Here is a 15,056-nt window from a genome sequence, read left to right as displayed (position 1 = left end):
TCAGGCAGCTCCTTTAGGTAACTGAGAAAGAAATTGACGCTGTCTTTGACACAAACGAAATAAAAAAAGACCATCACTCTCTTTTGGGCACCATGCACTCACATAAGCTCGGTGGCGAATAATAAATACTCGCTGCGGGATCCCCCAAAATCCCTCCGGTTGATTAATTTTTAATGCTTGTAGGAGATCAAAATCCCCCTCTTTTAACAACCAGCTGGTCATAAGAATACGCTCTTCAATAATTTCAATACGCAGACCAAAAGGTGGCCAGTGGCACTCAATTGCCGTTGAAATTTCGACTATCCGGTGATTGAACAAAGAAAAAAAATGTTCAAGATTACGAGCCAGTTGCAATTTCATCATCTTCCCTCTTTACTATTTACTATTTACTATTTACTATTTACTATTTACTATTTACTATTTACTATTTATTAAGCATGCTAGAGGAAGCTCTGGCTTCGTATCCGGTAAATACCTGAAATGACCTCACGGCAGGCAAAATGAATTTTGCGCCAACCCGGTTAAAATTAACGAAAAAATATTTATGGGCGCAATACAACGATTAATCCGCCAAAATTAGCTTAATTAAATCAATAAATTATGCTAATCTATAACGATTTCAGGCTGCAAGTTCATTTTTAGATAGCATTGACAAAATCAGGCGACAGCATGTTCAGTTTGGACAAGTGCCTTATCAATATCACCTAAACAGGCTGTTAACTCCTGACCATCGTTCTCTCGCCAATCGTTTAATTGTTGTGCCACCTTATTCACTAATTCAGCGCGCTCTTTTTGCTGTTTGATGTCTATTTTCTGCTGTTCTGTACGTCCCCAATTTTCTAGTTGTTGCATAAAAGATTGTGTCTGATCCTGCTTTGCCACCTGCTTAAGGGAAATATGTTTTTTAATATCGGCTACCTGAATATCTAAATGTTCAGCAACGGTTTTCCACTCATATTGTTTGTTAATAAATTGCTGTAACGCGTCTTGGATACGCTGTTCGGTCATTTTATCTTGCGCATATTCATATGCCTGACGAAAACCCAGGAAATCGCTATTTTTTAGTAAACTTAATCCACTATAGCCAAAGTAACCACCTACGGTCGCGGCTAACAATGCACCGATGCCTAATACGGCTAACCCTACTCCGCCTGTTCCTACAGTGAATATCAATGCAGCCGCCGCCACGGTGGCTGAAATAGCTGCTGTACCGGCAATTGCCGCGACACTAAATAATTTTGCTTTAACATCCATTTTCTGCCAAACATTAGTAGTATCTTGCCACCAACGGCGCAGAGTTCCGACTTTATTGGTTTCAAAACAATCGCGACCTAAGGTACCAATATCTTGCAGTAACTGGCGTTTTATCACATAACCGACTACCGAAGCCGCCCGTTGCTGAAAACTACCCTGTTCACGAATACCGAGCATCAGGGCGTTAACCATCACTTCGGTATTACGATGGTCGGATACCGTTGAGGCTATTTTCTGTTCCAGCCAAGTTTGGACAAAACCGCATATCATGCCGGTTGACCAACCAGCACCTAAAAGTGCTGCCACTGAGCTTATTAAACCACTATGAACGCCGCCTTTTATACCGGCGGCAAGATAAGGTAGTAAATGGGTAAAATGCAATAGTGCGATCATTTCCGGTGACATTGAGTATGATGGCTGTAAGGGAAGTAGCTCTCTGGTCCCCAGCAAAATATCTTTAACTTGATTTTCTACTGTCGCAGTTTGCCAAATCGAACTAACCGCAGTAGCAAGTTCAGCACCAAACCAACCACTATTGCCAGTAATAATTTGATAAGCATGGGTAATATTCTTGGCTAGCGCTTGTGACTCCATCGGATGTGCCATTACCCAATGATGCAAATCCCTAAAAGCCGCCAAAATTTCCTGTTTCTTGTCAGTATCCAGTTTCTTGTCAGTATCCAGCGATTTGATAAATAGGGATGGGCTAATTATTTGATATAGCGCTTGATAAGCTTCCCTTAAAGTTTGCATACCATTTTTAGCTAGTTGGTGCTGTAAAATTAAGGTTTTCAAATCAGGTCTAAATTCACCTAACCATCCTCCCCATTCACCAGTAATATTTTGCACCACCCAATGTTGCCATGCCTGCACATTATAGTAATCGCCCTGCTCTGGATAGCCCTCCATCTTATTTGCCTGTCGATCAAAACGAACTAGTAACAGCAAAGCAGCTTGATACTCATCATCTAGCTGGACCATATCTTGTTCAATTTTTTGTAATTGACTGTCATTTAAGGAGGATCCCTGTGCTGATAGTTCTGCAGTTCGACATTCTTTTTTCTTACTAAGATCATACATAGCTAAGTTAAGCTGCTGTAACAGAGGTAAAAATGCCAAATAACCTTGTTTATTGAGCTCCCTTACTTGCTGCAGAGTAATATCTTGCAATTTTTGCAATTGATCAACATATTGGTCATGTTGCTCATATTGCTGTTTTACACTTTGCCAAAATCTTACCGCATCCTGTAATAAACTTAAATGCTGCTTCTGCTCGCTAATTTGTTTCAGCTCTTCTGCAAAACGGCTGCGTACTTTGCCTATATTTAAGCTATCAGTCAGAGATTGTAATTCGTTATGATAAGCCGTTAATGCCGAGATCTTTTTAGTTAAAAAAGGCAAATACCGCTCAGGCGATGCCATTAACCGAGATGTTAACACTCGTTGTTCCACATCATAATGGAAATTGATGGCAGAATGGCTACTTTGCCTATCATACAATTCTTCAAAGCGATAGACCTTATCTTGTGCAGTGAGCACTTTTCTCGCCAAAACAACCCATTTTTCTTCGGTTGCTAATTGCTGAATATCCGCTTCACATCCCGGCTCTAACTCTAAATTATCGATATTTACCGCGCCATCAGCAATAACCGTTCTATCTTGCATGCTACAACGCTCACCACTAATGGCAATTAGCATTGCTGCTACATACTGTTCATGTAAGTAGCTCTCTTCTCCGGCCCTATTTAACCAATTGCTCAAAAGTGCTGCTTGGCTACGAACCTTACTCTGTTTGTCTTCAAATCCCAGGCGTTCTTTAAGAACCGATTTATTTTCTTTTACCTGGGTTAAACTTCTGGTTAGTATCTGAATTAATTGTTGATAAATACCTGAGTGAATTTTATCTTTTTCTTCTTTAAAAGGGATCGCAACCTCGCCAGCTAATGCAGGCCGTTCGCTAGCTAAAATAGCCACTAAGGTGGTCAGTTCAGAGGGTGAAGGTAATGGTAATTCAGCGTTCGCCCAAAATTCAGTTAATTGTGCTTGCCAGTCATTTATTGAGGATACCTGATCAAACATTTCAATCAGCTGATGACTGAGTAACAAAACCGATTCAGAGGCTACATTTCTAAGTTCTTCAGGCAAACTAACAAAACGGGCATTAATGATCTGTCGCTCTATAACCGTCTGCTGCCAGAATTCAGGTAACATTGCCAACTGTCCGGCCACTGCCGCAATGTGCTCTTTCTGTACTAAAACTTGCTCCAAAAATGAAGTCAGATGAACTTGTTGAGAGGAGGGAACGGTAAGGCAACATTGTTCAATGTCATCCAGTGCTTGCTGATAAAAATCAAGATAGCTTTTTAATTGGCTATAAAGATCGGAAAATTCATCACCCTGATAACGTAGATCAGTTAGAGCCAACAAACGTGCAGAGGCACTTTGATATTCATTTTTTTCAACGAGTTTATGATAGTCAGCAATAGCTTGTTGCACTTTTTGAATATTTTTATCTTCCCAATAAAACCAATTACCAAATCTAGGTATACTAGTCGGAATAGGTAACTGGGCTGGTCCACCTTGATTGACAAGTTCTTTTATCGCATTACTAAACTGAATCAGTGAAAAAATTTTATTATTAATATTTTCAGCTTGATGACTAGAGGCTGAATGTGCTTGACTCATTGCTAACAACATAGATTGTGGAATAAATTCTATTTTATGGGCAGCCAGTGGTGTTTTGGGTGATAAATCTAGCTTAGGTAGTGTTTGTTCAGTGGTAGCCAAACCATATCTTTCTGCTAATGAACGTAAGAACACGGTTAGTTTCTGTTGAACTGTTATATTAAGGCGTGCAACATAGGTCCGAATGGCATTTTCATTTTTCAGAAAAGGTAGTTTAGCTAATGTACTTAACACATGGTCATTAAAACTCATTTGAGCATGAACCAAACTTGAACTAGCTTGATCCTGTTGACCCGATATCAAACAAGGATTAGCCCACAAATTTTTTGAAAATCTATCCAATTCAATCGTCATATAACAACCTATATTGTTAGCTCCGGGCACTGACTAAACTCATGGTAAAGCGCTTCATAGCAAATTGTCGCGCGTTCAAACCAGACTAATAGTTCTTCACCACTGGCGGGAACCGGCCAATTCACCGCATATAATAAGGTTTGTTGCACTGAATCATAACCTACCGCACCATCATTATTTTCAACCAGTTGCATATTGTGGTGCATACAATTAATGAAGAGTAAATGTGCCTTTTGCGCATCAATCTGCCCCAAAAAACCATAAAATTGCCAATAAGTTCCTTTAGCATGGATAGACATCATCAATTGATTATCAAGTAATAAAGTGCACTGCTCACTCTCATCCCATACCAAAGGTAGGCCTAATAATTGACCAAAACGAGCAAGTACACTATCTTCTTTACGCATTTCTCCCCTCCTTTAAACAGCATACTTATCATTCCACTGTTCAAGCAGTTGCAACATGACTTCTAGAATATGCTCTTTTTGTTCTGGATCGCGATAACAAGCTTCACTCATGACCACCATAATTTCCCGCCATTTACGTAGAAAAATTAAATGTTGCAAGGTTGTTAATGGTAATTTTATTACCAATTGTGCTAATGCCTCAGGATAAATCCAACTTTGCTCTAATAATTCAATGCTAATTTCTGCAACAGTATCATTTGCTAAATTGAGTGTGCGCGACAAAGAAGCACAGTGTTCATTAAAAGCTAAAAACAGCCATAAGCGACGTAAATCGTCAATCGTAGTAACTAATTTAGTCATATCTAACTGTTCATGACTGACTAGCGGCTCTGATATTGCACGGATTAATAATTGAATAGTCCGTCGTCTATCTTTATGTTCTTGTAATAATTTAAACCAATGACTCAGCCCTTTTTCTCCACGGGCAGCATGCTGATAGAGTTGACGGTAAGCTTGCAAACGTGAAGTATCTATCGTCATACCTTGACTAGCCGCAATTAACGCTAGCTCAATATCTTCTTCCGCTAACAATGACATTAAAAACTGTTTAATTTTCGAACGTTCAGATAAGGCTAAGCTTGTCATACCCTGTAATATTGCTAACAAAAAAATTAGCTGTCCTTTATTTAGGGCCAACTGAGGAATTTGCTGTAAAATTTTATCGCCATCTTTAAAGGAGAGAAGTTGCTTAGCAATCTGCTCTATAGACCCGCGTTGCTTTTCGCCTAATTGCTGTAACAGTTTTTCGACGCCATTAAATAATGCACTTTGCTTTTTATTGGCATCGGCTATTTTTTTCATTATTTGGCTTAGCCCTAAGCTTAAACCTTCTAACGTTTCTTCCAGCGCTTCAGCACGGACTTCCGCTAATGCAATGCTGGCTTGCGTAGCCGTACTCTCCGCAGGTATAAAACTTGCTGTCTGCTTGCTATCTTGTAGAGATTGAAAATCGAGGTAATCAGCTTGATCAATTCGCATCACAAGTTCCTCTCAAGTGCGTTTTTTTCGTTGTAGGAACACAGGTTTCTAACAACCTTTCAAGGTGTTCATATAAATCAAAGCGTAATATCATACAACTTGAACTTAATTCTGCTTGCCAAGGTGCAAAATCAGCACGGATCCTAATTTGTATTTGCTCAGCAAATATTTTACACAACGCATCTGCTTGTTCTGGTGAAACACTTAGTACTAAACTTTGTTTAGTCGTTGCTTCACCTATCTGCTCTGTAAGCTGGTTAACAAGATTTTCACTAATATTTTGTTTTTGGCACCAGGCTTTAAGAACTAATTTTACTTGTTGACCGATCCGTTCCTGTAAAACGATAACTAGGTGTTTTTCCAATTCTGCCTGTTCAACCAGCCAAGTGATACTTTCGGCCACTATTTCTTGCCGTAATTGGGTGCGCCACGCTTTTTCTTGCTGCTTAACGGTTATTTCTGCTTTAGCAACAATCTGTTGTGCTTCCTGCAAAAGCACATCACACTCTTGCCGCACTTTAGCTGCATATTGCTTAATACGTTGTTTGGCTTTCTGCTCCCGTCTACATTCAGCTAAACCTTGCTGAATTTCATCAGGCGTAATTTCTAATGTTTGCTTTAAGAGTTCACACTCTTTAACTAACACTAAAAATCCATTCATAAGAAACGCTCCAAACGAAATAACCAGCGAACAGCCTGTTCAATCTGTTGTTGCGAACAGGGCATTTGCTCCTCTAATGGAGCAAAATACCAGGCTAAAAGCAGCGCAAAATCATGTCCTTGCCAATAATGAGAGAAAACATTTAAGGCATAAAGGTGCGCCTGCTCAAGGAACTCCTCAACTAACCAGGGTACTGCAACCCTGTGGCACTCTGTTGGCCATAAAGCGATTAATTGCTTTATCTGTTCCTGACTTAATAAGGTCGCTAAACGTGACCTATAAGCACTATCCCACAAATAGTCAGGAGAAGGATTACAAACTAATCCAACAACGGTGAATAAAAATGGCTTTTTGATTAATAACAACAACCAGGTCTGCATATTCTCCGGTATTTGACGGTATAAAGCAGGCTGAAAACCTAATCGATTAAGTATCAATTTATCTATGCGTCGTTTTAATTCATTACTTATTGGGTAGCGAGACTGCCATTCATTAAGTCCAAGCGATTGCCACCATTTAGCATGCATGATCTCGCCTGGATGGGATAATAAATAATTAAATCTCACTGCCAATTCAGTCATTAAGATTTATCCTTACGTCGTCCAAATATTACTGCTGCAAACACGACAATAAATATTCCGGTAAAAGTTAATAAGATTAACGTTTTATTGGCTACAATGTAATTTTGTAAATATTGCCATTGCTGATTAGTTTGCATTTTCTGTGGTTGATAACGGAATTCAGCCGGTTGCAAAAACAAACTAATTTTATCGGATTGCAAACCGGATATCGCATTCTTAATTAAATTGCGAATTTGTGCTTCAACCCCATTCATATTGACTTCTGGTGAATATTTAATGTAAACCGCTACCGACTTTTCGGCCGTAGTATTATCAATATTACTCTCACTATTGTCCGCCTGAGCAATTGAGACTCGTGCACTAATAACACCATCCATACTTGATAGGGTACGCTCTAGCTGTTGTTCTTTAAGATAACGCATTTTTGCTTCTTCTTGAGCAGGAGAAGATACTAATTGACCTGCTGGAAAAAGATCCTCAATACCGACATATTGCGTTTTGGGATAACCATTTTGCCTAAGTATTTCCACCGCATCGATGAACTTATCTTTTTCGATTTGCAATGTCACTTTGCCGGTTTTGCCATCAATTTCAGAATTAACATCAATGTGATTTAACATCAATAACGCAACCATTTGATTAGCTTCATCTTGAGGCAAATTTCGGTATAATTCGACCTTACAGCCGGTCAGGAACAACACCAATAATAAACATAAATACTTTAAGTATTTCATTGCATTGTCACTAATTTATTGATCGATTGAGCAAGACTTCCTGCCGTTTTAGCTGCCATGTCCACTTCAAGAACGGCTTTCACTATCATTGCTTGTCCTTGAACGGCTTGGGTCGGTGACAGCGCTTGAGCCGTCGGCTCGACGGTTGATGGAAGAACTGTCCCTAATGCCGCCGTTTGTCCTTGACCGTGTTGCATTAATTGATTGAATTTTTCAACTAACTGGGTATCAGGATTAACCGCTTCTGCCGTCTGGCTCTTCATCAAATTGATGGGGGCTACTGCTTTAATGTCCATTTTCATCTCCCGCTAATAAAGTAGAAATTTGCGATTGATTGACCATGTCAGCAGGCGAGGAAAATAAACAACGCAATCCTTCAGCTTGATTACTTTTCATACCTGTTAATGAACGTAGCGCGGCACTGTTTTCACCTAAAGCAAAGTAGACTAAACTGCTACATAGCGCACGCGTATCTTCGTCAGCAATCAATTCAGGAAACGCGGCTAACATGGCATAAGCCTGTTTTATTAATCCATGGTTGGCAGCAGCAAGCGCAATCTCTACCAATAATTGTTTATCTTCTTTTTTCATATTTTGGCAATAATCCCTTGTATCATGTCTTTAACCACTTTGATCAAAGCGCTTTCGTAACCGATAAAATTGGAATATTGCTGTACCGCAAACTGCATCTGTAACATCTGAGCAGGATTACTCGGATCAGCGTTGGCAATTTTACTTTTAATATCACCAGCAGCATTAGCAGATAATTGCGATAATTGGTTGATGATAGCATTGAAATCCATAATTTTACCCTAACGTCAAATTAAGCATTGTTTGCCAGACTTTAGCCATTTCGTTTTTGAAATATCAATAAAAATGGCAGTAGATACTTATTAACCAACGATATAAACAATGCTATTTCACTTGATCAAAACACTTAACGATATATCAGTACTTAAACTTTTGTTAAAACCAAAAGACCTAGACAGCCCTATCCCTGATTAATATTTCGAGTGTGTTATTGTTATTTAATGATTTATTTCTGTATTATTGCTTTCTTTCCTATTACATAGTTTGGTGGTTAATAATCATTTTTTATATCCGGTATTCACCTGAAATAAGAAAAAACAAACGAGTTATTATGTAGAATTAAATTTAATAGCGGGAATATTAATAAATAGATATAACTAAACTGAATATAATAGCTAAATTAGATCTAACGAATGAGATTTATCATTAGATGATAAAAAATAAATTGGTATTTAAATATAGACAGCAAAGATTAATATATTTATTAAACTAAAAAACAAGGATATCTTTGGAAAAAATTAACGGGTTGCAACGGAACCAGTTAATTTTTATGGTTAATAGATTATCTGTTTAATGAGCAATATGTAATCTAAATATTATAATATAATAATTCTTAACTATTATTCTCTAAACAATAATAACATCTACCCGCAGTTTATTTTACAGAAAGAACTTTTTTCTTTAACCAATCAACTTCATTCTCCAATTGACGCTTTTTTTGCTCTAGATTGGCCAACTCTGACTGATATTGTTGCTCTCTGTGTTCTCTGTGTTGCAGTGCAAGTCCATCGTGCATGTCCTTCAATTTGCTTATCTTTTGCTGCTGTTGTGCATGTTGTTCCTGTAACAGATTTTTTCTCTCAACCGCGTTCCCCAAAGCCACAGATGCTGTCCTTGAGGTAAATGCATCAACACTGTTACTCACCATTTTAGTGGCTGAAAAAGTGCTACTCAATGCACCCAATGTTGCTGTTGTGGTGGTACTGCCTGAACATAATGTACCGACAACTAAGCCTGAGCGTAAAAAAGCAGAGGTATACTTAGCCCAGTTTTCAGCGCTGTCATCTGTCATACCTGCTCTATTAAACAGCCGATAGACACCATTAGCTATAGCATCCGATCCTAACTTCAATCCTTCACCACCCTTAGCTGTACTATGCCAATTAGCGTAAGCACACCCAGCATCAGCGACCGCCAGACCAAATGTAATACTTGAACCAACGAGTAAAGGCATTGCTGCGCCGGCAGTAACTAGGGTAGCTGCTATCGAAAGCCCTAAGCCAACGCCTGCGATCGCCACATTTAATAGTTCTTTAAAAAATGAACGCTTGGCAATTTCAACACCTTGCTGCTTAGCTTCATCATAGTATTGTTTAGACTGGTTAATTTGCTGTTCAATTACCGGTTTTAAATCCAGGGGTTTACTTGCCTCAGCCTCTCCTTTTGCTACCGGCAGATCTAACCACTGAGTCACATTATTTGCTTGGGTAAGAGGTACCTGGTTAATATTGAACTGCCGCGTACTAGCCGATGATTTGATGGGTGATTGAGCAAGATCCAGGTAAGCTAGTGCTGCTCCACCAGGAGCAATAGTATTATCATATGGCATAAAAACCTCCTATTAGTTATGAAAGTCACTATAGAATTTCATCTAATAATGCCTGTGCAAGTCTACGTATATCAGGTTGTACTGGTGCAATAAAACTCTGCTCGATTGATGTCTGTAATGCATCAATAGCTTCGCTCGTTTGCTCGATTGCCAGATAGCATTGAGCGATACGAAAAGTCACTCCGGCATCTCTCGCATCAAGTAAACTGGCATAGCCATAAAACACTAATGCATACTGATATTGTTCTAGTGCGTGTAATGTAGAAGCCAATCCGATAAGATATTTTCGTTCGCAAGGCTGATACATTACCAAATAAGTAAAAGCAGTTAATGCCGGCGATAATTGCAGTTGCTGATAGGCATCTACCGCTTGTTGGTAAGTCGCATTTAATATCTCACTTGAGATGTTTTGTTGCAGTTGTGTTTGCGGTTGTGTCAATGCCTGTTCAATAATGGCAATTAATTGCGCTAGCGAAACCTCCTGATTGATATTTGCTATAATCATCTTGGGCCATAGCCTCACTTAATTAAAACCGCTCAACAGCCTATTTTGAGCGGTGGTTTTTTCCTTAACCGTTTAACTATGCTATTTATTAGTTAAAATTTACTTATTTACTACTGCTGAGCTAATACGCGTGTATAAGTCAACTAAATCTTTGACGATGGAGCGCATTTGTTCGGATAGTTGACAAGCCTTATCCCATGAGTCTTTAATGTTTTTTGCGTAGCTCTGTGCATTGGTCGCCTGGAAATCACCTTCGACTTTTTCCAATTCGGCTTTTTTTGTCTTTTCAGCAGAGCTCAACTGGCCAATCCCTTCCAAACTTTTACCACTAGCTTGTCCCAAATGAGTGGCGATTTCATCAAATTGTTTAGATAAAGGAGCGCTTAGTAAGCCAACCACACCAGATAAAATTTGACATGCACCAGTTGATATTGCCGCACTACAAGCATCTTCGATCCCTTGGCGTTTTTTATCGAGTGATGCAGTTTGTATATTCCAGCCTAATTCTTGTTGCTTTTGATTAAACTCCTGCAAAATATTGCGCAGTTTCTTTAATACTTCAGCTAACTTAATAATCAATTCATTGATCTGAGCAATAGCATCCATATTACTAACGTCATAAAGCCCACTATTCCCCAAATCATCATATTTATTGACTGAAGCTGAATTGGTGGACATTAATTGAATATCACTCATAACTGCCTCCTACTAAAATTATCTGCACAGTGGGTAACTACCCATTTCTTCGCGCGTTTTACACTATTGTGCTTACTCACGCTGCTTGCTAGGATGCTTTTATGTTGTTGTTTTATTGATCATTAAATTTCACTATCAGCGATACTAGCCCAATATCAACAGCGATTATATATTTATGATCAACGTCAATTAGCCGCTGGATTTCGCTTTTTCATCATCAATTTTTGGCCAATAATGGCTAAATCTGAATTAGAATAGCATTATCAAGTCATGCCAATTATCAAAATCCAGCTGTTTAATTGCTAACTTATAGTTAGTAATTGCTAATTGAAATAACCACAGCATAAAAGTTTGCCAGGACTAAACTGTTGCACTGTCAACGATCACCGAAAACTGATCCACTTTTTATCTAAATCCGATCAATCAAAATTGATCCACTGTTTTACTCAGTTATTGCTCCTGAGCGCCGCTTATCTTTCAATCGGTAGCTTTCACCGCTTAATTGCAGTACATGCGAATGATGAAGTAAACGATCAAGCATAGCGGCAGTTAATGTTGCGTCATCAGCAAAAGCACTTGGCCATTGCCCAAATGATAGGTTACTCGTCAATATGACACTGCCATGCTCATAACGCTTGGCAATCACATTGAAAAACAGGTTTGCTTCTTCTCGCCCAAACGGCAGGTATCCAATCTCATCGATAATCAACAACTTCGGGGCCATCACCGAACGTGATAGATATTGTTTGAGCTTATTTTGTCGTTTGGCAGTTGAGAGTTGCAACATCAGTTCAGCTGCCGTGGTAAAGCGGGTTTTCTTCTTGGCCTGTACTGCTTTTAATCCTAACCCATAGCTAAATGCGTTTTGCCTACACCGCTTGGGCCAAGCAACACGACATTTTCATTACGTTCAATAAACGTTAATGCGCTTAATTCCTGTATGTGTTGTTTGTGGATCCCCGTTGCACACTTAAAATCGAACGTATTAAGTTCTTTATGTGCTGGGAATCCTGCCATCCGACTCAAAAGATTACGAGTTCGTTCATCTCGTTGTTGTTGCTCACATTTTAACAGGGACAGTAAAACTCTCCGTAGCTTTTGTCTTGGGCAATGCATTTTCGGCAAGTGATGACCAATGAGTCGGAATAGAATTTAATTTCAATGACTCACACAGGTGTTCAATTTGTTCATGCAATAACATGTTCACCTCCCAGTACGCTTCGTATACGCTGATTGAGTGTTGCAAACTGACAGATTCAAGGGCGGTACGATAGGGATATTAAGCGTATTAGTCTGTGGATAGATTGGCAAACCCTTGCTGGTAAGGGTAGAAGAGACTTAACTTCCTTAGCTAATCTATCTGCTGGCTTCTCTAACGTTGTTCCATGAATTCGCTGATGGGCAACGCGTTGTAAATCCATGGACCCACTTTTGCATTAGCTATTTCAATATCCAGTTCAAGATTATGAGCACGAAGGTCGGTGTTTAATGGCACGATAAAGCTGTTTTTAAATAGTGGTTAAAGCGCTCTACTTTCCCTTTCGTTTTGCCCTGTAGGCTTGCAAGCCTTCAATTTAAACCCGTAATCTTCGACATTTGAAGCATTTCGACATGTAATTTATGATCACCTTCTGCATAAGCATCCCGTTCGATGATGAGGGATTTTGCGTTATCACACAATACTTCCTGTGGTACACCACCAAAGTAGTCGAAAGCTTCTCTTAAACCTTGCTGCCACGATTCTGCTCGTTCATTATCAAAGAACTTTACATAACTCGCACGCGAATAGCCTATAGCGTTGCAACAAACGCTTTCAGCGATTTTTTACCTCGCCGGATGCTGGTGAAGTCGATTTGCATTTGTTGACCTGGCTGTGTTTCAAAACGGACGACTACTTCGGGAACAATGCTTGGTTTAAATTGACAAACAAATCGGCGTAATTGAGCAATACCACCTTGATAGCCGTTTTCAACTACCTCATCAAATAAGACTGTTGCAGGATCCAATCAGGTTTAGCCAGTTCAATTCGCTGAAGCAAATAAGGTTTAAAGGGGATAATTTAGTCGGTTGTTGACTTCTTTTAGCATAAGTTGGCATTGTCTGTTGTTGTAAATGATGTTTTACGGTGTTACGGGATATACCCAACTCACTGGCAATTTTTCGAAGGCTTTGTCCTTGTGCAAAGCGAACATGAATATCCACAAATATCTCCTTGGTTAACATAAATTATCCGTACAAAAATGTGCGAATAATACCAAGTGGATCAGTTTTAGATGATCGTTAGTGGATCAGTTTTGCATGATCGGTGACATTGAAGAAAAAAATGGTTGTTTATCATTTGATTTTTATCTTTTTATTTTTTCCTATTTATTATTCCTATGCGAATCCGGCGATTTTACTTGCTCGTACGGCTATTGGTGCGGGTTTAGCCAGAATAATAGCGACGAGAGCTTCTGCTATTGCTGCTAATGATGCCGTGTATTTATCCTTAGTGAGTAATACAAGCCGTTCTATTTCAAGTTCACTGTTGAAACGTATTTCATCAAAGATAAGTGATAAATCAATTTATAAGTCCGTTGGAGGGGCGTTGAGCTGGGCTGGCGTGGGTTATAGCATTGGGACTATAAATGAAAATGCTTTTGTTTCTGATGAAATTAAAGTCGCTACGAGTGGTAAGAAAAGAGATGATGGTCGGTATGATGTTTTTATAAATGGAAAAAACTATATTTCAGATTTTGAGCCATCTCCAGATAATCCCTTTTTTATAACAATAAATACAACAGAAAATGGTGATGTCATTATTTCGGATTCATTAAATAACTCTTATCCATTTTATACTTATTTTAATAAGAAAATCATACAGGGTTATGATTGGGCAAGTGTTGCTTTGTCTTATTTTTATCAATATAAAAATTCAAATCAAAAAAAAGTTTGTGGATTAGCTGGAGTCGCTTGTAGTGTTGATTCGCCTAGCGTAAAGCGTATTAATAAAGATATGGGTTTTGTGACATTAGAATACGTGGGTGTCTATACTGAATCTCGGGGTTTTTATAAAAAAGGCGAGGTGGGAAAATTTGAGACTAATGTTCATGTTCATACTAATAGTGGTTTCAAAGGTATTCCAAAAGAACCTGAAAAACAGCCTAATCAAGTTAAAGAATCTTTTTTAAAAAAATTAAACGAGGTTTCGATAGATATTGATGAATTAACAAAATTTTATAATGATATATTTATGGAAGCTTCTTTATCTACGGATTATCAAGGCGTTCCCTATAGCTCAAGTAATGCAATTTCTAAGGAAGAAGTCACTTCCAGTAATCCTGAATTATCTAATCTTAAAAAAAGTGAATGGTTTAAACCTGCACAACTTAATTCTCATTCACCTATTCAGGTGATGCCATCATATTCCAATAATAATGAATCAGGTGATTTATCCGGCAATAATGTGGATTTTAAAGAGAATGATATTAAATATCCTGACTTAAAAATGCCAACGGCGGAACAGATATTACAGCCTTATAAGTCGTTTTTTCCCTTCTTGCAAAATTTTAGTTTACCGTCCCGTAATGTTCAGTGTCCGGTCTGGAGTGTTCCATTTTATGGCAAAGATTACAAAATTGACTCACATTGTCCGTTGATTGAACAAAACAGGGGAGTTATTGGAACCATATTTGCGTTGGTTTGGGCATTTATCGCATTGCGGAAATTATTAAGTGCATAGG

The 15,056-nt window shown here is 38.7% G+C and carries 14 protein-coding genes and 2 pseudogenes; 1 reads left to right on the top strand and 15 read right to left on the bottom strand.

Annotated features, from left to right (window positions below):
• From ArsFIN_RS02075 to istA, 15 genes and pseudogenes are all read right to left on the bottom strand, one after another.
• Positions 1–360, bottom strand: coding sequence for a hypothetical protein (locus ArsFIN_RS02075; protein ID WP_026823424.1), 360 nt, complete (start codon positions 358–360; stop codon positions 1–3).
• 297 nt (positions 361–657) lie between these two features.
• Positions 658–4,293, bottom strand: a complete 3,636-nt coding sequence (locus ArsFIN_RS02070; protein WP_026823423.1) for a type III secretion system effector BopA family protein — start codon at positions 4,291–4,293, stop codon at positions 658–660.
• 8 nt (positions 4,294–4,301) lie between these two features.
• Positions 4,302–4,700 carry a CesT family type III secretion system chaperone gene (locus ArsFIN_RS02065; RefSeq protein ID WP_051297088.1) on the bottom strand — a complete coding sequence of 133 codons (399 nt, stop codon included), beginning with the start codon at positions 4,698–4,700 and terminating at the stop codon, positions 4,302–4,304.
• Between the two features lie 12 nt (positions 4,701–4,712).
• Entirely contained in the window at positions 4,713–5,738 is a 1,026-nt protein-coding gene (locus tag ArsFIN_RS02060; RefSeq protein WP_051297087.1) for an HrpJ domain-containing protein, read from the bottom strand.
• Positions 5,728–6,399: a hypothetical protein gene (locus ArsFIN_RS02055; protein WP_026823421.1), complete on the bottom strand. Its 672-nt coding sequence runs from the start codon at positions 6,397–6,399 to the stop codon at positions 5,728–5,730. Before ArsFIN_RS02055 ends, ArsFIN_RS02060 begins: the two co-directional genes overlap by 11 nt.
• Complete coding sequence (locus ArsFIN_RS02050) at positions 6,396–6,926, bottom strand: type III secretion system domain-containing protein (protein WP_167876647.1); 531 nt, start codon at positions 6,924–6,926, stop codon at positions 6,396–6,398. The genes ArsFIN_RS02055 and ArsFIN_RS02050 overlap by 4 nt, the downstream gene beginning before the upstream one ends.
• Before the next feature lie 53 nt (positions 6,927–6,979).
• On the bottom strand, positions 6,980–7,714 hold the full coding sequence (gene sctJ, locus ArsFIN_RS02045) for a type III secretion system inner membrane ring lipoprotein SctJ (protein WP_026823420.1): 735 nt from the start codon (positions 7,712–7,714) through the stop codon (positions 6,980–6,982).
• Positions 7,711–7,977, bottom strand: a complete 267-nt coding sequence (sctI, locus tag ArsFIN_RS02040; RefSeq protein ID WP_246067411.1) for a type III secretion system inner rod subunit SctI — start codon at positions 7,975–7,977, stop codon at positions 7,711–7,713. The genes sctJ and sctI overlap by 4 nt, the downstream gene beginning before the upstream one ends.
• A gap of 22 nt (positions 7,978–7,999) precedes the next feature.
• A complete protein-coding gene (locus tag ArsFIN_RS02035; protein WP_026823418.1) occupies positions 8,000–8,305 on the bottom strand; it encodes an EscG/YscG/SsaH family type III secretion system needle protein co-chaperone in 306 nt (101 codons plus the stop codon).
• Positions 8,302–8,517 (bottom strand): type III secretion system needle filament subunit SctF, encoded by a 216-nt coding sequence (gene sctF / locus ArsFIN_RS02030; RefSeq protein WP_026823417.1) that lies wholly within the window; start codon positions 8,515–8,517, stop codon positions 8,302–8,304. Before sctF ends, ArsFIN_RS02035 begins: the two co-directional genes overlap by 4 nt.
• Before the next feature lie 662 nt (positions 8,518–9,179).
• Positions 9,180–10,133: a hypothetical protein gene (locus tag ArsFIN_RS02025; RefSeq protein ID WP_051297085.1), complete on the bottom strand. Its 954-nt coding sequence runs from the start codon at positions 10,131–10,133 to the stop codon at positions 9,180–9,182.
• Between the two features lie 28 nt (positions 10,134–10,161).
• Positions 10,162–10,638 carry a hypothetical protein gene (locus ArsFIN_RS02020; RefSeq protein ID WP_026823416.1) on the bottom strand — a complete coding sequence of 159 codons (477 nt, stop codon included), beginning with the start codon at positions 10,636–10,638 and terminating at the stop codon, positions 10,162–10,164.
• A gap of 99 nt (positions 10,639–10,737) precedes the next feature.
• Entirely contained in the window at positions 10,738–11,334 is a 597-nt protein-coding gene (gene sseD, locus ArsFIN_RS02015) for a type III secretion system translocon protein SseD (RefSeq protein ID WP_026823415.1), read from the bottom strand.
• 442 nt (positions 11,335–11,776) lie between these two features.
• Positions 11,777–12,535, bottom strand: a pseudogene (istB, locus tag ArsFIN_RS26150) (IS21-like element helper ATPase IstB).
• Positions 12,533–13,557, bottom strand: a pseudogene (gene istA / locus ArsFIN_RS26920) (IS21 family transposase); the annotation flags it as partial. The pseudogenes istB and istA, both read right to left, overlap by 3 nt.
• A gap of 82 nt (positions 13,558–13,639) precedes the next feature.
• Between istA and ArsFIN_RS02005 the strand changes: the two are divergent.
• On the top strand, positions 13,640–15,055 hold the full coding sequence (locus tag ArsFIN_RS02005) for a hypothetical protein (protein ID WP_135677424.1): 1,416 nt from the start codon (positions 13,640–13,642) through the stop codon (positions 15,053–15,055).
• Position 15,056 lies beyond the last annotated feature (1 nt).

The sequence above is a fragment of the Arsenophonus nasoniae genome, assembly GCF_004768525.1.
Taxonomy (GTDB): Bacteria; Pseudomonadota; Gammaproteobacteria; order Enterobacterales; family Enterobacteriaceae; genus Arsenophonus; species Arsenophonus nasoniae.
Note: the sequence above shows the minus strand (reverse complement) of the source record. Positions and strands in the feature narration are given on the sequence as shown.

Coding starts and splice junctions, on each gene's coding strand:
- ArsFIN_RS02065 (WP_051297088.1), bottom strand. CDS start 4,700: ATGCGTAAAGAAGATAGTGTACTTGCTCGTTTTGGTCAATTATTAGGC.
- ArsFIN_RS02060 (WP_051297087.1), bottom strand. CDS start 5,738: ATGCGAATTGATCAAGCTGATTACCTCGATTTTCAATCTCTACAAGAT.
- sctF (WP_026823417.1), bottom strand. CDS start 8,517: ATGGATTTCAATGCTATCATCAACCAATTATCGCAATTATCTGCTAAT.
- ArsFIN_RS02025 (WP_051297085.1), bottom strand. CDS start 10,133: ATGCCATATGATAATACTATTGCTCCTGGTGGAGCAGCACTAGCTTAC.
- ArsFIN_RS02075 (WP_026823424.1), bottom strand. CDS start 360: ATGAAATTGCAACTGGCTCGTAATCTTGAACATTTTTTTTCTTTGTTC.
- sseD (WP_026823415.1), bottom strand. CDS start 11,334: ATGAGTGATATTCAATTAATGTCCACCAATTCAGCTTCAGTCAATAAA.
- sctI (WP_246067411.1), bottom strand. CDS start 7,977: ATGAAGAGCCAGACGGCAGAAGCGGTTAATCCTGATACCCAGTTAGTT.
- ArsFIN_RS02035 (WP_026823418.1), bottom strand. CDS start 8,305: ATGAAAAAAGAAGATAAACAATTATTGGTAGAGATTGCGCTTGCTGCT.
- ArsFIN_RS02070 (WP_026823423.1), bottom strand. CDS start 4,293: ATGACGATTGAATTGGATAGATTTTCAAAAAATTTGTGGGCTAATCCT.
- ArsFIN_RS02020 (WP_026823416.1), bottom strand. CDS start 10,638: ATGATTATAGCAAATATCAATCAGGAGGTTTCGCTAGCGCAATTAATT.
- ArsFIN_RS02055 (WP_026823421.1), bottom strand. CDS start 6,399: ATGAATGGATTTTTAGTGTTAGTTAAAGAGTGTGAACTCTTAAAGCAA.
- sctJ (WP_026823420.1), bottom strand. CDS start 7,714: ATGAAATACTTAAAGTATTTATGTTTATTATTGGTGTTGTTCCTGACC.
- ArsFIN_RS02050 (WP_167876647.1), bottom strand. CDS start 6,926: ATGCATGCTAAATGGTGGCAATCGCTTGGACTTAATGAATGGCAGTCT.